This window comes from Streptosporangium sp. H16, assembly GCF_051918855.1.
In the GTDB taxonomy this organism is placed as follows: domain Bacteria; phylum Actinomycetota; class Actinomycetes; order Streptosporangiales; family Streptosporangiaceae; genus Streptosporangium.
In genome coordinates this window covers 1-20,624 of record NZ_JBPXMD010000026.1, presented here as the reverse complement: position 1 = coordinate 20,624, position 20,624 = coordinate 1, and the positions used below count along the sequence as shown (strand labels likewise).

The 20,624-nt window shown below is 71.5% G+C and carries 18 protein-coding genes; 8 read left to right on the top strand and 10 right to left on the bottom strand.

Features of this window, described 5'->3' with window-relative positions; genetic code table 11:
* The first annotated feature begins 54 nt into the window (after nucleotides 1–54).
* The gene (locus ACTOQ2_RS32740) at nucleotides 55–1,272 is read left to right on the top strand and encodes an ice-binding family protein (RefSeq protein WP_440104683.1); all 1,218 of its coding nucleotides are present in this window, start codon (nucleotides 55–57) and stop codon (nucleotides 1,270–1,272) included.
* A 102-nt stretch (nucleotides 1,273–1,374) separates the two neighbouring features.
* On the opposite strand, the gene ACTOQ2_RS32735 is transcribed toward ACTOQ2_RS32740, so the two are convergent.
* Entirely contained in the window at nucleotides 1,375–1,830 is a 456-nt protein-coding gene (locus tag ACTOQ2_RS32735) for an Lrp/AsnC family transcriptional regulator (RefSeq protein WP_440104682.1), read from the bottom strand.
* Nucleotides 1,831–1,941: 111 nt separating this feature from the next.
* Here ACTOQ2_RS32735 and ACTOQ2_RS32730 point away from each other — a divergent pair, with 111 nt between their 5' ends.
* Nucleotides 1,942–2,778, top strand: coding sequence for an LLM class flavin-dependent oxidoreductase (locus tag ACTOQ2_RS32730; RefSeq protein WP_440104681.1), 837 nt, complete (start codon nucleotides 1,942–1,944; stop codon nucleotides 2,776–2,778).
* Between the two features lie 11 nt (nucleotides 2,779–2,789).
* On the top strand, nucleotides 2,790–3,215 hold the full coding sequence (locus ACTOQ2_RS32725) for a nucleoside deaminase (RefSeq protein WP_440104680.1): 426 nt from the start codon (nucleotides 2,790–2,792) through the stop codon (nucleotides 3,213–3,215).
* Between the two features lie 17 nt (nucleotides 3,216–3,232).
* Here the strand turns inward: ACTOQ2_RS32725 and ACTOQ2_RS32720 are convergent, their stop codons facing one another.
* From ACTOQ2_RS32720 to cobF, 4 genes are all read right to left on the bottom strand, one after another.
* Nucleotides 3,233–4,141, bottom strand: coding sequence for an alpha/beta fold hydrolase (locus tag ACTOQ2_RS32720; protein WP_440104679.1), 909 nt, complete (start codon nucleotides 4,139–4,141; stop codon nucleotides 3,233–3,235).
* Nucleotides 4,142–4,388: 247 nt separating this feature from the next.
* Nucleotides 4,389–5,228, bottom strand: a complete 840-nt coding sequence (locus tag ACTOQ2_RS32715) for a pentapeptide repeat-containing protein (RefSeq protein ID WP_440104678.1) — start codon at nucleotides 5,226–5,228, stop codon at nucleotides 4,389–4,391.
* An 83-nt stretch (nucleotides 5,229–5,311) separates the two neighbouring features.
* Nucleotides 5,312–6,226 (bottom strand): putative protein N(5)-glutamine methyltransferase, encoded by a 915-nt coding sequence (locus ACTOQ2_RS32710; protein ID WP_440104677.1) that lies wholly within the window; start codon nucleotides 6,224–6,226, stop codon nucleotides 5,312–5,314.
* Between the two features lie 346 nt (nucleotides 6,227–6,572).
* Entirely contained in the window at nucleotides 6,573–7,358 is a 786-nt protein-coding gene (gene cobF / locus ACTOQ2_RS32705) for a precorrin-6A synthase (deacetylating) (protein WP_440104676.1), read from the bottom strand.
* 120 nt (nucleotides 7,359–7,478) lie between these two features.
* Between cobF and ACTOQ2_RS32700 the strand changes: the two genes are divergently transcribed.
* Entirely contained in the window at nucleotides 7,479–7,967 is a 489-nt protein-coding gene (locus tag ACTOQ2_RS32700; protein ID WP_440104675.1) for an NUDIX domain-containing protein, read from the top strand.
* Nucleotides 7,968–8,135: 168 nt separating this feature from the next.
* Entirely contained in the window at nucleotides 8,136–8,486 is a 351-nt protein-coding gene (locus ACTOQ2_RS32695; protein WP_440104674.1) for a PRC-barrel domain-containing protein, read from the top strand.
* A gap of 103 nt (nucleotides 8,487–8,589) precedes the next feature.
* Here the strand turns inward: ACTOQ2_RS32695 and ACTOQ2_RS32690 are convergent, their stop codons facing one another.
* Complete coding sequence (locus ACTOQ2_RS32690; protein WP_440104673.1) at nucleotides 8,590–9,774, bottom strand: globin domain-containing protein; 1,185 nt, start codon at nucleotides 9,772–9,774, stop codon at nucleotides 8,590–8,592.
* A 277-nt stretch (nucleotides 9,775–10,051) separates the two neighbouring features.
* Between ACTOQ2_RS32690 and ACTOQ2_RS32685 the strand changes: the two genes are divergently transcribed.
* Nucleotides 10,052–10,786, top strand: coding sequence for a helix-turn-helix transcriptional regulator (locus tag ACTOQ2_RS32685; RefSeq protein WP_440104672.1), 735 nt, complete (start codon nucleotides 10,052–10,054; stop codon nucleotides 10,784–10,786).
* Nucleotides 10,787–10,895: 109 nt separating this feature from the next.
* Here ACTOQ2_RS32685 and ACTOQ2_RS32680 read toward each other — a convergent pair whose 3' ends face one another.
* A complete protein-coding gene (locus ACTOQ2_RS32680) occupies nucleotides 10,896–13,049 on the bottom strand; it encodes an RICIN domain-containing protein (protein ID WP_440104671.1) in 2,154 nt (717 codons plus the stop codon).
* A gap of 343 nt (nucleotides 13,050–13,392) precedes the next feature.
* Nucleotides 13,393–14,370: a helix-turn-helix transcriptional regulator gene (locus ACTOQ2_RS32675; RefSeq protein WP_440104669.1), complete on the bottom strand. Its 978-nt coding sequence runs from the start codon at nucleotides 14,368–14,370 to the stop codon at nucleotides 13,393–13,395.
* 62 nt (nucleotides 14,371–14,432) lie between these two features.
* Here ACTOQ2_RS32675 and ACTOQ2_RS32670 point away from each other — a divergent pair, with 62 nt between their 5' ends.
* Nucleotides 14,433–15,272: an SDR family oxidoreductase gene (locus ACTOQ2_RS32670; RefSeq protein ID WP_440104668.1), complete on the top strand. Its 840-nt coding sequence runs from the start codon at nucleotides 14,433–14,435 to the stop codon at nucleotides 15,270–15,272.
* A 120-nt stretch (nucleotides 15,273–15,392) separates the two neighbouring features.
* On the opposite strand, the gene ACTOQ2_RS32665 is transcribed toward ACTOQ2_RS32670, so the two are convergent.
* Nucleotides 15,393–19,154, bottom strand: a complete 3,762-nt coding sequence (locus ACTOQ2_RS32665; RefSeq protein ID WP_440104667.1) for a S8 family serine peptidase — start codon at nucleotides 19,152–19,154, stop codon at nucleotides 15,393–15,395.
* A 457-nt stretch (nucleotides 19,155–19,611) separates the two neighbouring features.
* On the opposite strand from ACTOQ2_RS32665, the gene ACTOQ2_RS32660 reads away from it, so the two are divergent.
* Nucleotides 19,612–19,878, top strand: coding sequence for a hypothetical protein (locus tag ACTOQ2_RS32660; protein ID WP_440104666.1), 267 nt, complete (start codon nucleotides 19,612–19,614; stop codon nucleotides 19,876–19,878).
* Between the two features lie 22 nt (nucleotides 19,879–19,900).
* On the opposite strand, the gene ACTOQ2_RS32655 is transcribed toward ACTOQ2_RS32660, so the two are convergent.
* On the bottom strand, nucleotides 19,901–20,624 hold a 724-nt coding region (locus ACTOQ2_RS32655), incomplete at its 5' end, for an RNA-guided endonuclease InsQ/TnpB family protein (protein ID WP_440104665.1).

Sequence of the window (20,624 nt, the reverse complement as noted above, 5' to 3'; positions counted from 1 at the left end):
GCAGTTTCACAAGAAAAGGAAAACATCATGATGGAGGCCGTTCGACCTCGTGTGGTGCCGCGAAACACCGTCCGTTCCCGGCTGGCGGGGCTCCTCACGGCCGTGGCCGCGCTGGGAGCCGTGACCGTGACCCCGGCGGCCGCGAGCGTGGCGACCGGGAGCGCGGCGGCCGTGGCCCCGGCGATCGCGGGTGCGGTGGCCCCCGCCCCGGCGGCCGCGAGCGCGGCGACGCCGGTGCCGCTCGGCACGGCCGCGAACTTCGTGGTCCTGGGCCGGGACGTCGTCAAGAACACCGGCCCCACCCTCGTCACCGGGGACCTCGGGGCATGGCCGGGCGCGACGCTGAGCGGCTTCCCGTCCGGCACCGTCCTGCAGGCCGGCGCCACCGCCCAGCAGGCCCAGACGGACCTGACCGCCGCCTACGACGACGCCGCGGGCCGGCCCGCCGACGCCACCGTCGCGACGGAGCTCGGCGGGACCACCGTGACGCCCGGCGTCTACGACTCCGCCACGGGGGCCTTCCGGCTCACCGGCACCCTGACCCTCGACGCGCAGGGCGACCCGGACGCCGTCTTCGTCTTCAAGGCCGCCTCCACCCTCGTCACCGCGCCCGCCAGCACGATGACCCTCGTCAACGGCGCCCAGGCGGCCAACGTCTTCTGGCAGGTCGGCACCTCGGCCACGCTGGGAACCGGTTCCGCCTTCTCCGGGAACGTCCTCGCGCTGAGCGCGATCACCGCGACCACCGGTGCGACCGTGGTCGGCCGCCTGCTGAGCCGCGGCGCGATCACCCTGGACACGAACACCGTCGTGCGGCCCTTCGCGCAGCTCTGCGGAACGGCGACGACCACGACCACGCTGACCTCCACGTGTCCCTCGGGAGACGGCGGCCCGATCACTTTCACCGCGAGGGTGACCGCCTCGGACGCGACCGTTCCCACGGGGCAGGTCGGCTTCGCCACCGACGGGGCGAAGCTGGGCGTGGCCCAGCTCGACGCGGGCGGCCTCGCCACCCTGACCGTCTCGGACCTGCCCGCGGGGATGAATCGCGTCGTCGCCACCTACGCGGGCACGGCCCAGCTCGACCCCAGCAGCTCACCGGTGCTGATCCAGCGCGCGGACCTCGGATGCCCCTGCCTGGGACCCCTGCCGGTGGGAAGCGGCGAGCGAGACGGCGCCCGCCGCGACGACCACGCCGGTCCCGCGGCGGAAAGGAAGGGCCGCACCCGGATCACGGCCGTCGCGACCGGCTGCGGCGCCCGCCGTTCCTAGCCCTCGCGGCGGGCGGGCGGCGGTGACGCGGGAACCGGCACGGGCGACCGAGGGAGCCTCCCGCGCGAGAGGGGGAGGAGGCCGGCGGCGCCGGAGCCCTGGTCAGCCCGGCCGAGGGTCCCGCGGGCCGCGGTAGGGCAGCGTCTGGCTGTAGACGAGGTTGGTGGTGGTGCTGCCCAGCAGGGCCAGCTCGTCGACGAGCTCTTCGAGGTGGCTCATGGAGGTCGCGGCCACCTTCAGTGTGTAGCAGTCGTCGCCCGTGGTCCGCAGGCACTCCAGGATCTCGGGACGCTCGTCGAGCAGCCGGTGCAGTGGCTGGTGCCGGCTGCCCGGATACTTCAGGCGCATGACGGCCAGCACGGGGAAACCGGCCTTCTCCAGGTCGACGTTCGCGTGGTAGCCGGTGATGACGCCCGTCGCCTCCAGCCGCCTGACCCGCTCGGTCGTGGCGGAGGCGCTGAGGTTCACCCGCCGCCCCAGCTCGGTGATCGGGATGCGGCCGTCCCGCTGGACCTCGACCAGGATCGACCAGTCGGTCGCGTCGAGATTCTCGGCCATCCGGCAAAGATACCGGCATATCAACGGTATATGGCGCCGTACGCCGGGATGAATCCCTTCCGGCCACGGATGATCACTCGATAGTCTGAAAAGGTGAAAATAGGCGTTAACATGCTGAATTTTGGGCCCGGCGCCGATCCCGGGGTGCTGCGCGGCTGGGCGCGGACGGTGGAGGGCCTGGGCTTCGACCTGCTCATGGTCTCGGACCACGTCGTGATCACCCCCGATGTCGCCGAGCAGTATCCGGCGCCGTTCTACGAGCCCTTCACCACCCTCGCCTGGCTGGCCGGGGTCACCGACGGGATCAGGCTCGGCACCACGGTGCTCATCGTGCCGTACCGCCACCCGCTGCTCGTCGCCCGGATGGCCGCCAACCTCGACCGGCTCAGCGGCGGGCGGCTCGTCCTCGGCGTGGGCATCGGCTGGGCGCGGCAGGAGTTCGAGGCGCTCGGGGTCCCGTTCGAGCGGCGCGGGGCGCTGACCGACGACCATCTCCGGGTGATGCGCGCCGCCTGGGACGACGAGGATGACTACGGGGCCGGGCGGATACCGGTCTGGGTCGGCGGCAACAGCGACGCCGGCCTGCGCCGGGTGGTGCGCCTCGGCGAGGCCTGGCACCCGCTGCGCCTCACCCTCGACCGGATGCGCGAGGGGCTGGACCGGCTGAAGGTCATCGCGGACGAGGAGAGCCGGCCGGTGCCCGGCTTCGCGCCCCGCATCGCCCTGCGGCTCACCGAGTCCCCGATCACCGCCCCCGGACGGCTCGCCGGTGAGGGCACGATCGACCAGGTCCTCGACGACCTCGAACGGCTGCGCCTGCTCGGCGCCGGCACCGTCGTGCTCGACCCGTTCGACGGCGACCCGGAGGAGACACGCCACCCGGAGGTGGCCTGGCAGGCGCTCGCGACCGTGGCCGCCCGCTGGGATCTGCGCACCCAACAACCATGAACAGGACAATCATGACGAACAATGACGAGAACCATCTCCGCAGGGCCATCGAGCTCGCCACCAAGGCGCGGGCGACCGGAGACGCCCCGTTCGGGTCGCTGCTGGTGGGGCCGGACGGCACGGTCCTCGCCGAGGAGCACAACACGGTCCTCAGCGACGGCGACATCAGCGCCCATCCCGAGCTGAAGCTGGCCAGGTGGGCGGCACGGGAGCTCGCCCCCGGCGTCGCGGCGGCCACGACCATGTACACCAGCTGCCAGCCCTGCCCCATGTGCACGGGCGCCATCGAACGGTCCGGTCTCGGCCGCGTCGTGTTCGCGCTCTCCAACGAACAGTTCGCGGGCCTCAAGCCGGGAGGCGGCTGGCCGCACGTGCCCCAGGAGGGCCCCGCGCTGTTCGACGAGGCGCGCGTACCGGTCGAGGGCTACTACGTCTGACCGGTCCGCACCCATCGCTACCGCGCGAGCGTGACCGGGCTCTCGGAGAGGAACGAGCCGAGCAGTTCCGCCGTCATCTCGGGAACCTCCTCGGGGACGTAGTGCCCGCTGGGCACCGCCTGGCCGCGCACGTCGTTCGCGTACCGCCGCCAGACGTCCAGGACGTCGTAGCTGCGCCCGACGAAACCGTGCTCGCCCCACAGGGCGAGCACGGGGCAGGTCACGCGCCGGCCCGCGTCCGCGTCGGCGTCGTCGTGGCGCAGGTCGATACTCGCGGCGGCCCGGTAGTCCTCGCAGGAGGCGTGGACGGCCGCCGGATCGGAGAAGCAGCGGACGTACTCGTCCTGGGCCGCCGGGTCGAACGAGGTCCCGCCGTGCTGGACCTTCATGTGGGAGCGGACCCAGTGGCCGGGATCGGCGCCGATCATGCGCTCGGGGACGCCGTCGCCCGCGGCGAGGAAGAACCAGTGGTAGTAGCCGAGCGCGAACGCGGCGTCGGCGTGCCGGAACGCGTGGCGGGTGGGCACGATGTCCAGCACGGCCAGCCTGGTCACCGCCCGGGGCTCGTCCAGGGCCAGGCGGTGGCCGACCCGCGCCCCGCGGTCGTGGCCCGCCACCGCGAAGCGGTCGAAGCCGAGTGAGCGCATGACCAGCAGCTGGTCGTGCGCCATCACCCGCTTGGAGTAGGGGCCGTGGTCCGGCGCGGAGGGGGGCTTGTCGCTGTCCCCGTACCCCCGCAGGTCGGTGAGGACCACGGTATGCCCGCGGGCGAGCACGGGCGCCACCCGATGCCAGATGAGATGCGTCTGCGGGTAGCCGTGCAGCAGCAGGACCGGGGGCCCCTCACCGGCGACGTACGTGTTGACGCGCACGCCGTCGGCGTCGATCACGTGGTGGGCGAACGAGGCGGGCAAGGGGATGCTCACAGTGGTGTCTCCGATGGGCGCGACGGGTCCGCGGGAGCGGCCGGTCGCCTCGCGGCTCCCGGCCCGCCCCCTGTCTGCATACCCGGATCCGGCCTGGGACCCGGGCCGTTGAACGGAGCTGTTCGATGCTGTGGAACGGCCCACGGCGCCGCGCTGTTCACGGGCCGGGCGGGAGAGTGACGGTGGTCGCCGGTGAGCCGGGCGGGGGGAGCGCCGGCCACCGCCGAGCCGGGCGGGTGAGTGGGGACTACCAGTGAGCCGGGCGGGTGAGTGACGGCGGCAGCGTGGTCCTGGCGTCGCCCTTCGCCGCGTCCAGCTGGGACTGGATCAGGAAGATGCTCCCGGTGAGGTCGGCGCCCGAGAGGTCGGCGCCCCTGAGGTCGGCGCCGATGAGGTCGGCCGTCCTCAGGTCGGCGCCCCTGAGGTCGGCCCCGATGAGATAGGCCCCCCTCAGGTTGGCACCCCGCAGGTCGGCGCCTCTCAGCTTGGCCCCGATGAGGTCGGCGCCCCTGCGGTCCTTCCTCCCGCGCCCGGCTCCGGCGCGGACGAGCTCACTCGTCCGCAGCAGCAGGGCGTTCACCTCCCGCCGGTGCGCCGCCACGTCCAGCCGTACGAGAGCGTCGGGGGTGTCGCGGGTGAGGCGTTCGGTCTCCTCCAGGGCGAGGCCGAGCTCACCGCGGATGGGGCGGGCCTGCGGCAGCGCCAGCGCCTCGGTCAGGTACCGGAGCAGCTCGTGGAGATCCCGCATGACGGGGAACACCTCGAACATCCGCGCGGCGGTCCGCGGCGCCCGCCGCCAGTCCTGCCCGCCGAAGGTGACCTGGGAGACCTTCTGCCCGGCGCCGAAGCAGTCGTAGACGGTGCAGCCCCGGAAGCCCCTGTCCCTGAGGCGCGTGTGAATGCCGCAGCGGAAGTCCGTCCGCAGGTTGGGGCAGGCCTGCCCGGCCTTCTTGTCGATCGCGAAGTCCGACGAGGCCGAGAAGGCGGGCACGACACAGCACAGCGCGAAGCAGCTCTCGCAGTCGGCGCGCAGATCGGCGCGATCCCCCGCGGGGGAGGCGGCTGCGTGTTCGCGTCTCTCGGACAATGCGCGGGACCTCCTGTACCGGGCGGGCGCGCTGTTCACAGCCGGTGAAAAATGGCTGTGAACAGCGATTTCACCAGTGAACCCTACCCGAACCCGCCCATCCCCTGATCGTGGGCCGGACCGGGCGGCGGACGGAGGGCGGGCATGGTCCCGACGACGACAGTGGCGTCCAGCTCGCCGGACTCGACCACCCGCGGGATCAACCCGTTGCGGGCGAAGGCCTCCGCGGTCTGGGGCGCCTGGCGCTCGCTCGTCTCGATCAGCAGGTGGCCGCCCGGTGCCAGCCACAGTGCCGCCTCCGCGGTCACCCGCCGCTGGATCTCGAGCCCGTCCGCGCCACCGTCGAGCGCCACCCGCGGCTCGTGCTCGCGGGCCTCCGGGGGCAGCAGCCCGATCGCCCCGGTGGGCACGTAGGGCGCGTTGGCGGTCAGGATGTCGACGCGGCCCCGCAGCGTGGCGGGCAGCGGCTCGTAGAGGTCACCCTCGTACACCAGGCCGTCGGCGGCGTCGATGTTGCGCCGGGCACAGCGCACCGCGGCGGGGTCGATGTCGACGGAGTGCGACTCCACCCGGCCCAGGGCCGCGACCAGCGCGGCGCCCACCGCGCCGGAACCGCAGCAAAGATCGACGATGATCCGTGGCCGGTCGGGGACGGTGAGCTCTTCAGGGCCGAGAGAACCGAGAGGACCGAGGGGAGGGGAGGGGGCGGCGGTCCGGCGGGCGAGGGCGACGGCCTGATGGACGAGGAACTCGGTACGGCGGCGGGGAACGAAGACCCCGGTGTCCACCGCTATCCGCAGCCCACAGAACTCCGCCCAGCCGAGAACGTGTTCGAGGGGCAGACCGGCGACCCGCCGGTCCAGCATGGCGGCGAGGTCGGACGGCGTCCGCGCCGTGGAGATGATCAACTGCGCCTCGTCCTCGGCGAAGACACAGCCGGCGGCCCGCAGCCTGGTGACGATGACGGATTGGGAGAGAGATGACGGTGAAGCCGACATTGGAGCCTTTCGGGATGCCGTTGGGGCTCCCTCGGCCACCTAGGTCGGAAGGACCACGCGGCCGTGAGACGGGAGCACCCGACCTGACACAGCGGTAATGGGTCTCACCTCCTCGATCACGTCCATTGCTGGAGGGCAACACTACCCGAGCCGACGCCCGGTGCGAACACGTTCACGGCGAGCCGGGAGCGCCGGGAGCGGAGATGTGCCACCGCTCCGAGGGGCACCCGTGAGAGCGGTGGCCTCCGACGGTGGCCTCCGACGGTGTCCTCCGACGGTGTCCTCCGACGGAGGCCTCCCACAGCGGCCGGTTCCCGCGAGAGCCCGGCACGCCGGGAGCTCCGGCTCAGGAGGGAGACTCGGGGAGCTCCGCACGAGGAACCCGCCTCAGCAGGTAGGTGTCCATGATCCAGCCCTTGCGTTCCCGGGCCTCGGCGCGGACGTCGCGGATCCGGTCGGCGACCTCCGCGACCGGCCCGGCTACCAGGATCTCGTCGGGGGTGCCGAGGTAGGCGCCCCAGTAGATCTCGAAGCCGGTGGGGTCGGGCAGGGAGGTGAAGGCGTGGCGGGCGTCGAGCATGACGACGATGTCGTCGGACCCGCCGGGCCCCTCCTCGGACAGGCGGCGGCCCGTGGTGATGTGCAGGGGCCGTGCGACCTGGGTCAGGCTGGTGCGGTGCCTGGCGGCCAGCGCGGACACGCTGCTGATACCGGGCACGACGTCGTACTCGAACCGGACCGTGCCCCGATCGAGGACCTCCTCGACGATGGCCAGCGTGCTGTCGTAGAGGGAGGGATCGCCCCAGACGAGGAACGCGCCGGTCTCGTCGTCGCCGAGTTCGTCGCGGACGAGCCGCTCGTAGATGTCGGCCCGGCGCGATCGCCAGTCCTCCACCGCGCTCGCGTACGCGGGGGTGGTCCGGTCTCGGTCGGGGTCGCGGGCCTCGACCAGCCGGTACGAGGCGCGGGCGTGCGCGTCGACGAGGTCCTGCCGGAGCTGGACGAGGTCGTGCTTGACCTCCCCCTTGTCGAGGATGAAGAACACGTCGGCCGCGGCGATGGCCTTGACCGCCTGAAGGGTGAGGTGGTCGGGGTTTCCCGCGCCGATACCGATGATGAGGATTCGCTTCACGCGGGAAAGTCTGCCCCCCGCGCGAAGGGGACGCCGCGCCGGGCCGGGCCTTGACCCCGATTCCCGGCAGGAGCGGTGAAAGCATGAGGTAACGCCTCGTCCTGGTCTAGTCTCGCGATCGTGACGATCAGGAACTCGCACTGCTCCTTCTGCGGCAAAGCCTTCGCCCCCGGCCAGTCCTGGCCGCGCACCTGTTCCGGCTGTGAGAACACCTCCTACCTCAACCCGCTGCCGGTCGCGGTGATGGTGCTGCCGGTGGACGACCGCCTGCTGGTGGTCCGTCGTGACGTCGAACCGCACCGGGGCGGGCTCGCCCTGCCCGGCGGCTTCGTCGACATGGGCGAGTCCTGGCAGCAGGCGGCCGTACGGGAGCTTCGCGAGGAGACGGGCGTCGTCGTCGACGCGGACGGCGTGCGGCTCCTCGACGTGCTCAGCGCTCCCGACGGCACCGTGCTGGTCTTCGCCCTGGGACCGCGGACCGGAGAGGCGGACCTCCCGCCGGTCGTGCCGACGGCCGAGACGACGGAGTGGCTGCTGATCGACGGGCCGCGAGAGCTGGCGTTCCCGCTGCACACCCGGATCGTGGCGGAGTACTTCGCCGGGAAATGATTACGGTGATCGTCGGCGGTCGCGTTCCGGCCTTCGACCTCGGCGGGAGGCGCGACGCGACCGCCGAGGGCCCTCCCCGGAACGGCCGCCCTTCCCCCGCGGCCCGTTTAGCCCGGACGCGACGGGTAGGAGGCAGGTGTCCTACCTTCGCTGACGAGGAGAAACGCCATGACGGAGAACGTGTGGAGCTACCGCCCCGAGGCCTACAGTGGCGAGCAGACGCTGGATCTCGTGGGGTTCGACGTGGAGGCCACCGACGGCAAGATCGGTTCGGTGGACGAGGAGAGCAACGCGGTGGGTGACAGCTACATCGTCGTCGACACCGGATTCTGGATCTTCGGCAAGAAGGTCGTACTGCCGGCCGGTACCGTACACCAGATCGATCCGCAGGAGCGCAAGATCTATGTCTCGCGCACCAAGCAGGAGATCAAGGACGCGCCGGAGTTCGATGAGGCGACCTACAGGGAGCCCGAGTACCGCGACAAGCTGGGCGGCTACTACGGCCCCGGCGCGCGGTAATCGTTGATCGTTGATGAGCCCCTCCCCGCCCGGGAGGGGCTCATTCGTCATGTGCGGGAGGAAACCGGTCCGGACACCGCGCCCGGCGAGCCGAGGCCTCCGGTCAGTTCTGGCCGAGCCAGAGGTCGGGCCCGAACACCTCGTAGTGGATGTCGGAGGCGGGCACCCCGCGCCGGAGCAGCTCGGTGCGCACGCCGCGCATGAACGGCAGCGGCCCGCACAGGTAGGCGACCACGGGGTCGGGAAGGTCGATCCCGCTCAGGTCGACCTGGCCGACGTTCGGCGCCGGCCGGCAGGAGCAGTCGCCCACCTCCTCGTACCACCGGTGCAGGGTGGCGCCGGGCAGGGCGGCGACCAGCTGCCCGAGCTCCTCCCGGTGGGCGTGGTCGGCGGGGCTGCGGTCGGCGTGGACGACGGTGACCTGGCGGGTGGAGCCGTTCGCCGCGAGGTGCTCGACCATCGACAGGATGGGGGTGGCGCCGATCCCCGCCGAGGCCAGCAGCAGCGGGGGGCCGTCGGTGGGCAGGGTCAGGTCGCCGAACGGCGCCGAGACCGTCAGCACGTCCCCGGCCCGGACGTTGGCGTGCAGCCAGTTGGACACCTCTCCCTCGGGGGTGTCGCCGCCGCGTACCCGTTTGACGGTGATCCGCCAGTCGTCCCGCTCGGGGGCGCACGACAGGCTGTACTGCCGGATCTGCCGCGCGCCGTCGGGCAGGGTGACCGCGACGCTGACGTACTGGCCGGGCTTGAAGGACAGGGGGATCCGCGGCCGCAGGGTGAAGGAGACCGAGTCCGGGGTCTCGCGCCGCCGTTCGAGCACCGTGGCCGGCAGCCAGCCCTCCGCCGCGGAGTCGCGGTAGAGAGCCGCCTCCAGGGCGATGAGCGCGTTCGCCATCAGCCAGTAGACCTCGTCCCAGGCCGCCACCACCTCGGGGGTGGCGGCGTCGCCGAGCACCTCGGCGATGGCGGCGAAGAGGTATTTGTGGACCACCTCGTACTGCTCGGGGGCGATGCCGAGCGAGGCGTGCTTGTTGGCGATCCTGGCGAGCATCGCGTCCGGCCGGTCGTCGGGGCGCTGCACCAGGATGGCGGCGAAGGCGGCGATCGACCCGGCGAGCGCGCTCTGCTGCTCGCCGTTGGCCTGGTTGCCGCGGTTGAACAGCTCGCGCAGCAGCTCGGGGTGGTCGGTGAACATCATCTTGTAGAAGCGCGCGGAGATGTCCTGGATGGCGCCCCCGACCGCCGGCAGGGTGGCACGGACGATCACGGCCGAATCTGGGGAAAGCACAGGTCCTCCAACTACTAGATGATCTTTATGTCGGGTGTGAGCGGGGGCGCCCAACTCCTGGTCAGACGCGATTTCCCTCCCGTCGCCTCTATTTATACAAGTACTTTTTGTGTAAACTCAACCTCGGGGACTGTGAGATAGGGCTCCCTGGCGCGGACCCGGGACCGGGTGTTCGCGCGGGAGTGCCCGGCCGGCCGCGTCTACGATGGCGGCCGGAGTCTTCGCGTCCACCCGGACGAGCGTGTCGCGGCACTGCCGCAGGGGAGGTGAGCCGGCCATGGCCGAGCCAGGGAAGCCGCGCGGGACCGATGACGTCACGGGCGGTGCGGCGTCCGCGCGGGCCGCCGAACAGCCCACGCCGCCGCCGGCCGGCCGCCGGCGGCTCATCCTGGCGATGCTTCGCGAGTCCGCGGTGCCGCTGGGCGTGGTCGAGATCGCCGAGCGGCTCGACGTCCATCCCAACACGGTGCGGTTCCATCTCGACGCCCTGGCCGACACCGGCCGGATCGAGCGGGTTCACGCGGCACCGGCCGGTCCGGGCCGGCCGCCGCTGGTGTTCCGGGCGCGGCCGGGGATGGATCTCGCCGGGCCGCGCAACTATCGCGTGCTGGCCGAGATCCTGGCGGGCAGCCTGGCCTCCGGCCCGGAACCCGCCGCCAGGGCGACCGAGGCCGGACGGGCGTGGGGGGTCGCCCTGGCGGCCGGCCGGCCGGCTCCGGCGGCCGGTCCCACGCGGAGGGAGGCGGTGCGCGAGCTGGTGAACCTGCTCGACGACATCGGGTTCGCCCCCGAGGAGCGATCAGCGGGTGACGGCGAGCAGATCGGGTTGCGGCACTGCCCGTTCCTCGATCTCGTCAAGACCCAGGGCAAGGTCATCTGCCCGCTGCACCTCGGGCTCATGCAGGGGACGATGACGGCACTCGGCTCCCCGGTGACCGTGGACCGGCTCGAACCGTTCGCCGAGCCCGACCTGTGCCTCGCGCACCTCGCGACGGTCCGTGATGAGTCATGATATTTAATGACATCGAGTGACCGGCCGGGCCCCGGGACCTTCTCCCCGCGGGACCGGACACCGCGTTCCGGAACCTCGAAGCGGTCCCGGAACGCGGCAAGAGGTGCGGTCAGGGGTAGTTGACCAGGTTGGCCTCGTTGGTGGTGGAGTTGGACGGGCCGCCCGTCGTGTTGATGATGTTGCGGATCGTGCCGACGCCGCCGAGTGACACCGTCACCATGTTGTGGAAACGGACGCCCGGCGTGTTCGGCACCTCGAACGCGCGGGCCGCCACGACACCCGGGTTGACGTTGAAGTAGCAGTAGCTGCCCAGACCCCACGCCTCGTGCGTGGTGACCGAGTCGGCCACCTTGTACGCGGCGTAGCCCTGCGTGCTCCCGTTCATCCAGGAGGCCTGGTTGGGCGGGTCGTAGGGCATCTCGTTCTGGTAGAAGTACGTCCGGCCGCCGTTGCCGTTCCAGACGGTCTGGTGCTGCTGGTAGTGCTCGACGAACAGGCCGTACATCGTGACGTCGTCACCGTTGACGGTCAGCCCGTTGGCCGCGGTGTTGCTGTTCCACCCGATGCCGCTGCCGTGGTCGCCGCGCCAGATCCACAGGTGGTCGCCGATCACGTTGTCACTGTTGACGACGAGGCTCTGGGTGGCCTTGCCGACGGCCGCGCCGCCGACCCGGAAGTACACGTCGTGCAGCGACGTCGGGTTGGCGGCGTGGCTCGCCGACGATCCCGCGGGGCCGACCTGCATCAGCATGGCCGAGTTGGTCGTGCCCGCGTCGATGAGCAGCCCGGCCACCTTGACGCCGTCCACGTCGGCGACGGTCATCGCGGTCACGCCGTTGTCGGGGATCAGCGTGGCCAGGCCCAGGCCGAGCACGACGGTGTTGGCCCGGGTCACCCTGATCGTGTCGTTGAGGTGGTAGACGGCGGGGGTGAACAGCAGGTTCAGCCCCTGCGCGAGCGCCGCGTTGATGTCCGCCGCGGTGTGGCCGGGCTTGACGACGAAGAACTGGTCGATCGGGATCGAGGTGCCCGCCGGGTTGCCACCGGTCCACGTGGTGCCGACGGAGTTCGTCCGCAGCGCCGGTACGAACACCTGGTAGGCGCCGGCCTGGTCGACGTACAGGAACGGCTTCTCCCGCACGACCGGCGTGGTCGCCACCCTGGTGTACGGCGGGTCAGGGAAGTTGCCCGCGGGCGGGTTGTCGACGCCTACGAACACCATGTTCCAGTTGGAGCCGGTCCAGCTGCCCCACTCGGCGTTGCGCGACAGCCACTGCTGCTGCGAGCCCGACCTGACCTGGCCGTCGATCTTCGAGTCGGCGATGAAGCCGCCGCTCGACCAGCCGCCGTCGTCGAGTTGCAGGTTGCCGCGCAGGTGCATCCGCCGGTACGAGGCGGCCTGCGAGACCGCCCAGCGGTCGGTGCCCGAGGGCGGGGTGACCGACAGGTTCTCGGCGCCGCGCCAGAAGTTGTGGGTCGCGTTGCCCTGGAACCAGTCGGCCTCGGCGTGCACGCCACCGTTGATGGTGACGCTGTCGGGGGACAGGCCGAGGCCGGCGATCTGCGTGTAGAAGCCGATGTTGGCGTCCACCGAGTACGAGCCGGGCTTGAACAGCAGGGCGAAGCGGTTGCCGCCGAACTGATTGGTCTGCTGCTGGCCGAAGACCGAGTTCAGCCTGGCCTGGATGGTCGCGGTGGGCGTCGACGGGTCGAAGACGCTCACGTTCGGGCCGAGGTCGGGGTTGTTCCCGGTCGGCGGCGGGCTGCCCAGGCTGAAGGACTGGGCGGTCGTGCCGTTGCACGTGTACTGCTGGAGCTGCACGCTGTCCCCTGTCGAGGCGCCCGGCACGTCGAGGCACTTGCCGCTGTGCCGGTTGACGAAGTGGTAGAAGCCGCCGGGTTCCTCCACGGCCTGCCACTGCTGGTTGTTGCCGCCGGAGTACGACCAGAGCTGGATGGGGGCGCTGTCGGCGGTGGAGACATTCGTGACGTCCCACGCCTGGGCCTCGTTGTTGCCGTTGCCGACCCGGTGGAACCCGCCGCTGGTCGGCTGGAACCGCCAGAGCTGGGCGGTCGTGCCGTTGCACGCGTACTGCTGGACGACGGTGCCGTTGGCGGTCGCGGCGGCCCGCGCGTCCACGCACTTGCCGCTGTTGCGGCTGATCACGGTGGTGAGCCCGGCCGGCGGCGCGGCCTGCGCCGTGCCGGGCGGCACGACCAGGAACGCCGCGACCACGGCGAGTGCCATGAGGATGTGCCTCATCCGGTCCTCCTGGAATCCCGCCGTGACGCGGGTGAGATACGGGCTCGCCGGGGCGGTGCCCCGGCGGAACCGGTGATGGCGGGTACCGGCGCGGCGACCGCGCCCGGGAGCGGCGGTGGGGGGTGCTGCGGGGTCACGGTGGCTCTTCTCTGTGGTGTTCTCTTCCTGTGCCGCGGTGCGTGCGCCCTGGCGCCGAACACCGCCGGCTCGTACGGCGAAGTGACGGACCCGGGATCCGTTCCATCGGTTCGAAGGAGCGCCCCGGTAACTTCAGCTCTTAAATTAAATCGGATCAAACACGGGGGGCAGGAGGCTTGTCAATAGGAAAGTTTACAAATAGTAGTTATGCGGGAGCCCCGGACGAGTCTCGCCACGCGGCCCGGTGCAGGCGGGCGGTCAGCGTCCGCAGATGCTCCACCAGCTCGGGCGGCTCGTGGACCTCGAACTCGAAGCCGAACGCGGCCACCCAGACCGCGAGATGGTCGAGGCTGTCGGAGCCGATGCGCAGGACGCAGGTGTCGTCGTCCACGGGTTCCACCACGCCGATGGTGGGGGGAACCTCCTCGGCCACCGCCCTGGCCGAGCCGTGCATGGTGAGCACCGCCCGGTAGCGGTGGCGGTCCGTGGTCATGCCCCTGGCGAAGTACCCGGCCAGGTCGTCGTCGGGAAGCGGCCTCGGAGCGAAGCGGGGGCCGGTGGGGACGCGCGGGGACAACCTGTCGACGCGGAACCTGCGCCAGTCCGACCTCTCGGTGTCCCAGGCGAAGAGGTACCATCGCCGCCCGCCGTTGACCAGGCGGTAGGGCTCCACGTCCCGCACGCTCTCCGAGCCGTCGTGGGAGACGTAGTCGAACCGCAGCCGCCGGTGGTCGCGCACCGCCGAGGCGATCGCGGTCAGCGTCGAGGGATCGACGGTGGGGCCCGGCATCGGCATGGTCACCATGGCCGAGCTCAGCGTGTTGACCCGGTAGCGCAGCCGCGGGGGCAGCACCTGGTCCAGCTTGGCCAGCGCTCGCACGGAGGTCTCGGCGATGCCGGTGACCGCGCCCGCGGTCGCCGTCCGCAGCCCGACCGCCACCGCGACCGCCTCCTCGTCGTCGAGCAGCAGCGGGGGCAGCGAGGCGCCCGCGGCCAGCTGGTAGCCGCCGCCGACTCCACCGGTCGCGTTGATCGGATACCCCAGGAGCCGCAGCTTGTCGACGTCGCGGCGCACGGTCCGCGGGCTCACCTCCAGCCGCCCGGCCAGCTCCGCACCCGACCAGTCCCGGTGGGCCTGCAACAGCGCCAGCAGGCGGAGTAACCGCGCCGAAGTTTCCAACATAAGACGATTTTTCCATCTATCGCGGACAGGAGCTGTCCGCGAATGCTCCTAACGTCTGCGCCATGACCACAGAAAATCCGATGACCGTTCTCGTGACCGGTGCCACCGGCACCGTCGGCCGCCCCCTCGTCGAGCAGTTGCTGGCCGCGGGACACCGGGTCCGGGCCCTCACCCGGAACCCGGCGAAGGCGAACCTCCCCGCGGGCGCCGAGGTGGTGGCGGGCGACCTGGCCGACACCACGACCCTGCCCGGCGCCTTCTCCGGTGCCGACGCCGCGCACCTGATCGGCTTCAGCGGGGAGGACTTCGCGCCGCTGACCAACGGCGCCGAGATCGTGGACCTGGCGAGGAAGGCCGGCGTACGCAAGGTGACGGTGCTCAAGGGGGACGTGACGAAGAGCCCGCTGGAGGAGGCCGTCGAGGCCGGTGGCCTGGAGTGGACCCACCTGGCGCCGGTGGAGTTCATGTCCAACGCCCTGGAGTGGGCGGAGTCCGTGCGGGACGAGGGCGTCGTCCGCGAGGCGTTCGCCGGCGTCAGGAGCGCCATGATCCACGAGGCGGACATCGCCGCGGTCGCCGCGGTCGCGCTGACCGCCGACGGCCACGCGGGCCAGGAGTACTGGCTGACCGGGCCGCAGGCGCTGACCCCGCCGGAGAAGGTACGCGTGATCGGCGACGTCCTCGGCCGTGAGGTGCGCTACATCGAGCTCACCAGGGACGAGGTCGTGGCGGAGTGGCGCCGGACCGGCTACTCCGACGAGGACGTCGAGTTCTTCCTGACCATGCGGACCAACCCGCCCGAGGCGGGCTACACCGTGCTCCCCACCGTGGAGAAGGTCACCGGGAAACCGGCCAGGACCTTCGCCGGGTGGGTACGGGAGAACGCCGCCGCCTTCGGCTGATGCCGTTCGTGCCGAACGGGGACCGGTTCCACTCGTGGTACGGCGCGACCGGTCCCCGGATCCTTCATGACCCGGGCGCCGCCGGTCGGTTGCCGGCGGCGCCCCATCCTGCGGCCGGGACTACTCGAGACCGAAGGCGCGGGTGATGGTCTGGGTGACGCCGCCGCCGTTGCGCTGCTCGGCGGTGACGCGGATGGACACGTGTTCGGCTCGGTGCGGTGCGTCCAGGGACGCCTGCCAGGTGCCCTTCCTCTCCTTCAGACTCTGCCGGCGCCAGCCGGCGCCGTCGTCGTAGGAGACCTCGAGCTCGACCGTGGAGACCGTGTCCCGGGCGGGGTCGCCGCCGAGTACCACCGGTGTGATGGAGAGGTCCGTTCTGCGCTTCGCCCGGCCTGCGGCGTCCAGGTCCGTCCCGTAGTCCAGCTGGACCAGGGGGACGGCCTGCACCCCCTCCTCGGGGGCGCCGGAGGTGAAGCGCCACTCGGTCCGGGTGGCGGTGGAGTAGGGGTTGATCCCGCCGTCGTTCTCGGTCTCGACCACCAGCCGGTACGGCAGCCGCTGCGGTGCCAGCTCACCGACGTTGAGCCTGGGCCAGCCTTCGACCCGGACCAGTTGCCTGTCGCCCTGGTACACCGTGGCCCTCTGCGACTGGCCGGACCCGCCGCTGTGCGCGGCTCCCGCGTCGCCGAACCCCTGGATGTAGGCGCTGAGCCCGTGCTCGCCGCGGTACGGGATGTCGCTGCCGATCATGCGTGGCCGGTAGATGGGGCCGTACCAGCGGTCCTGCTGGACGCTGCCCGGCCGGTAGGACAGTATGTCGGTCTTCGACGCCCCCCAGCCGTCCAGCGCGGTGTTCTGCTGCCATTTGACCCCGTCCCCGGCGGAGACCCAGTCGGTACGCCGCCCCGGCGCGACCGGCTTCAGCGCGAAGGGGATGCCCGAGTAGTACTCGTAGGGCGGGTAGTCCACCCGCGACTCGGTGACCTGATTCCCCGGCGGCGGGGTGAAGTCGAGATCGATCCGGGCGAGGTCACGCGGACCCGTCTTGGCAGAGGGGTCCTTGGGCACCTGCCCGATGTGGTAGTCGACCAGGTCGTACAGGTACTTCGGCGCGGGGTGGGCCTCGACTGTCAGCCGGACCCCGTGCCTGCCCGCGGCGAGCTCGTCGATCAGCGTCTTCCCCTCGTCCATGGTCAGCGAGGCGACCGGGAGCGGGCCGGTCGAGACGGTGTCGGGGGCGCCGTACCAGTCGCTCCTGCGGCCGGCGCCGTCGTTGACCACCAGGAGCAGCGCCGCGCCGGCGGCGTGCGCCGCCGCTGCCTGATCCGCCGGGGCCACGGCGCCGCCGCGGATGACCACGGCCTTGCCGCGGGCGGACAGGCCGGCGTAGTCGGCCGGTGAGCCGGTGCCGGCGAAGACGGCGTCCAGCCGTGAGGTGCCGTCCGGCAGCGGCCGGGAACCGGGCTGGACGAGGGTGCCGCCGAGGTGGTGGCCGGGGTAGGTGATCCGCAGCGGGGTCTGCTCGGCGCGGATCCTGGTGGTGAGGACGAAGCTGCCCTGCTTCACCTTCTCCTGCGTGGGGAGGGCCCACAGGCTGTCATACGTGGCGGACGGCATGATCGTCTCCCGCAGGGCGCCCCAATCGTAGGGCGTGGGCTCCTTCGAGGTGAAGGAGCGGTAGATGTCGAGCCGGCTGTCGACCACGGCGCTCGGCCGGGATGTCGCCACCTTCACCTGGCGTGCCCGCGAGGCGTCGAGCACCACCTCCCGATCGGTCGTCAGGTCGACCTCGGGAGCGGCCAGCACCGCGAGACCGAGGGAGTTCGGTCCGTGCAGACCTGTCACGTCCGGGAAGGACAGGACCGTGTAGGAGCCGGGGGCGAAGCGGCTGGTGAGCGTCCCGTCCTGGACCCACATGAAGGCGCTGGTCCCGTCGGCGCCCCTGATCTCGACATCGCCGTTCACGAGCCGGCCGGCGCGGTCCTTCAGGCGCACGGTGAGGTCGTACTTCTCGGATTCGACGGCGACGCCCACGGCCGTGTGCACGTCACCGGATGCGTGCCGGGCCCTGACCTGGGCGGCGTACTGACCCGCCGCGAGCCCGTCCGGGTCCACCGTGATGCCGACCGTCGAGGTCCCGCGGGCGGGCACCGTGACCTGGTCGGCGGCGAGCGTGAACGCCCGCGCGGGGGAACCGCCGGGGACGACGGTGAGCTCCAGGGTGAGGGGGCTGCCCGTGGTGTTGGTGTAGGTGATCTCCCGCTTGATCGGCTGCCGCCGCGTACCGGGCGACCACGGGACGAGTCCCGCGTCCACCGATCCGGTCGCGACGATCTGGTCCCGCAGGTAGGCGGCGGCCACGTCCAGCCGGCCGGTGCCGGCCTGGTAGGGGGTGTAGTCGGGGGTCGGCACGCTGGTGCTCATCAGAGCGTCCTTGATCTGCCGCCCGGTCCACTCCGGGTGCTTCTGGGCCAGCAGCACCGCCGCACCGGCGACGTGCGGCGTCGCCATGGAGGTGCCGCTCTCCAGCCGGTAGTAACCTTCGCCCCCGTTCATGTACTGCGAGCGCGCCGCCAGTACGTCCACGCCGGGAGCGGTCAGGTCGGGCTTGAGCCCGTCGTCGCCCGTGCGCGGCCCGGCGCTGGAGAAGCCGGCGAGATGGTCGGAGGCGTCCACCGCGCCGACGGTGAGCGCGGCGTCCGCCGTTCCGGGCGCGCTGACGCTGTAGGGACTCTGCCCGCTGTTGCCCGCGGCGATGACGAAGAGCGCGCCCGTCTCGGCGCTCAGCAGGTTCACGGCCTGGCTCAGCGGATCGTCCTGGGTGTGCCAGACGCCGACCCCCAGGCTCATGCTGATCACCTTGGCGCGCTGGGTGCGCGCCGCCCACTCCATGCCCGCGATGATGCCGGACACCGGCCCGGAGTTGGTGTCGTCGAGGACCTTGCCCACCACCAGGTCGGCGCCGGGGGCGACGCCCCGCTCCTTGCCGCCGGACGCGGCGCCCGTGCCGGACAGGGTGGAGGCGGTGTGGGTGCCGTGCCCGTTCCGGTCGACGACCTCCTCGCCGGGGACGAAGCTCTGGGAGGCCACGACGCGGTCCGCCAGGTCAGGATGGGTGGGGTCGACCCCGCTGTCCAGGACGGCGACCCGGACCCCGGCGCCCGTGCCGCCCGCGGCCCAGGCCGCGGGGGCGCCGATCTGCGCCGTGGTGTCGGCGAGGGTCGCCTTCGCCTTGCCGTCAAGCCACACCTTGTCGATGCCGGCGGTGAACCGGGGTGTCACCGCGGCCTTCGGCGTGCCTTCGGCCCGGGCCGAAGGCGGCTGCCCGGCGCCGGTGAGGGCCGACCAGAAGGTCGCGGCCTCCGCCCGGCGGGCGCGGACCGCCGCACCGCGTACGGAGGGAAGGCTCAGAGTGGTCTCGGCTCCCGGCAGCGGCGGGCGGTCGGCCCTGAGGGCAGCCGAGTCTTTCGTATGGGTGACGATCAAAGGGAGTTCACTACTGTGCGCGTCGTCGTAGCCCAGGTCTATGAGCTGGGTCACGTCGAAGAGTTGCCTGTCGAGCCGGCCGGTCGCGACGTAGGCGACGGCCTCGTCGGGATACACGTACGTGTGCCCGCGTTCGGTGACGACGCGCACCGAGCCGGTGGCGCCCGGCGCGCGTACGACGTCCACCAAGGGGGGGCCGTCGGATCTCCGTGTCACCTTCACCTTGTCGCCGGTGATCAGCGTTACCGTGACGGGCGCGGGTTGCGCGCCGCCGGCCGGGGCCGGTGTCACCGTGGGGGGTGAAGCGGCGCTGTAGGCCACCACCGGGGTGACCATGACAGCGACCAGGGCTGCGGCGAGTGATGCCGCAGTGCTCCAGGGGGTAGGGAGCCTCACATTGCCTCCGTAGTTGGCGATCGGGACGAATACGATCACCTCCGGACAGGCGCTGTAAAGCACTTGTTATTACTATATTGTTACTGAAACACGCATTTTCTTTACTTTTCGGTCATGTGGTTATATATCGGACAGTTGTCCCATGTCTGGCGACCGTCCCGCCCGGTACCGCAACACCATTTCGTGGTCGAGTGGCCTGGCCGTATGTCGAGTACGGTGACCGCCGAGGACCTTCGCGTGCGGATGGCGGGCCGCTTCGGGAAGGGGGTGAACGCCGGCCGCGACGGCTGTTCCGGTGTTTGCCCGGCCTCGGAACGCGGGGATACGCTCCATCCTGTTCAAGAACAATATTCGGCTACGGATCGCGCCTGTTCGCATCGGCTTTCACGGGTGACCAGGACGATCATCCGCCCGGGGCGGTGACGGAGCCCATCCCCGAATCCGCTGGAGCGTGAAGATGACCTTCGAGGGCCTCGACCCCCGCACGCCGGTGCTCGTGGGCGTCGGGCAGTCGTCCGAGCGGATCGGCGAGCCCGGCTACCGGCGGCTGTCGCCCGTCGAGCTCGCGGCGGTCGCGGTCCGCGAGGCTCTCGCCGACACCGGCGCGGACCCCGCACGGGTCGCCGCCGCCGTCGACACCGTGGCGGGGGTGCGCCAGTTCGAGATCTCCGCGCCCGGCGTCCCCGCGCCGCTGGGCAGGTCCACCAACTACCGTTACCTGTGAGTGTGCTGTGGTGAGCGCGCTCTCAGGCAGCTTCCGGCTTGCGCCGGAGCGTTCCCCGTTTCCGGGGTTCCCGTTTCGCCGGTGCGCGCCCGGCACGGGTGCCGGGTCCTACCGCTCCTCCACGGGCGTTTCGCGTCTCCCCGCAACTCTGGGCGACGTCGGCCGCGAGCGCGGCCAGATTCAGCGCGGCATTGAGATCCCGCCCCAGGGCAAGGCCGCACTCGGCGCAGGTGTAGGTGCGTTCGGACAGGGCGAGCTTGGCTTTCACCGCGCCGCAACCCGAACAGGTCTTACTGGAGGGATACCACCGGTCGGCAACAATGAGCCTGCCGCCGCTCCACCCGGTTTTGTAAGACAGCTGCCGCCGCACCTCGGCCATGCCGACATCGGAGACGGCGCGGGCCAGGCGACGGTTACGGACCATCCCGGAGATGGTGAGGTCTTCGACCACGACCGTGCCCCAGGTGGCCGCCAGGCGGGTGGTGAGCTGGTGGATGCCGTCGCGCCGCTGGTTGGCCACCCGGGCGTGTGCCCTGCCCAGCGCGGCCTTGGTCTTAGCCCAGCGGGCGGAGGCCTCGCGCCTGCTACCGTCCGGGGTGCGGGGGCCGACGCGGCGGGCGAGCTGCTTGCTCAACCGGCGCAGCCGCTTGAGCGCCGAGCGGTGATGCCTGGGATTGGCGACGACCTCGCCGGTGGACAGCACCGCGAGGTCCTTGACCCCGAGATCGACGCCGACGACGGCGCCC

Excerpts from the sequence above, each read along its gene's own strand:
- ACTOQ2_RS32735 (WP_440104682.1), bottom strand. The coding sequence starts at position 1,830 with ATGGCCGAGAATCTCGACGCGACCGACTGGTCGATCCTGGTCGAGGTC.
- ACTOQ2_RS32730 (WP_440104681.1), top strand. The coding sequence starts at position 1,942 with ATGCTGAATTTTGGGCCCGGCGCCGATCCCGGGGTGCTGCGCGGCTGG.
- ACTOQ2_RS32725 (WP_440104680.1), top strand. The coding sequence starts at position 2,790 with ATGACGAACAATGACGAGAACCATCTCCGCAGGGCCATCGAGCTCGCC.
- ACTOQ2_RS32710 (WP_440104677.1), bottom strand. The coding sequence starts at position 6,226 with ATGTCGGCTTCACCGTCATCTCTCTCCCAATCCGTCATCGTCACCAGG.
- ACTOQ2_RS32695 (WP_440104674.1), top strand. The coding sequence starts at position 8,136 with ATGACGGAGAACGTGTGGAGCTACCGCCCCGAGGCCTACAGTGGCGAG.
- ACTOQ2_RS32685 (WP_440104672.1), top strand. The coding sequence starts at position 10,052 with ATGGCCGAGCCAGGGAAGCCGCGCGGGACCGATGACGTCACGGGCGGT.
- ACTOQ2_RS32680 (WP_440104671.1), bottom strand. The coding sequence starts at position 13,049 with ATGAGGCACATCCTCATGGCACTCGCCGTGGTCGCGGCGTTCCTGGTC.
- ACTOQ2_RS32675 (WP_440104669.1), bottom strand. The coding sequence starts at position 14,370 with ATGTTGGAAACTTCGGCGCGGTTACTCCGCCTGCTGGCGCTGTTGCAG.
- ACTOQ2_RS32670 (WP_440104668.1), top strand. The coding sequence starts at position 14,433 with ATGACCACAGAAAATCCGATGACCGTTCTCGTGACCGGTGCCACCGGC.
- ACTOQ2_RS32660 (WP_440104666.1), top strand. The coding sequence starts at position 19,612 with ATGACCTTCGAGGGCCTCGACCCCCGCACGCCGGTGCTCGTGGGCGTC.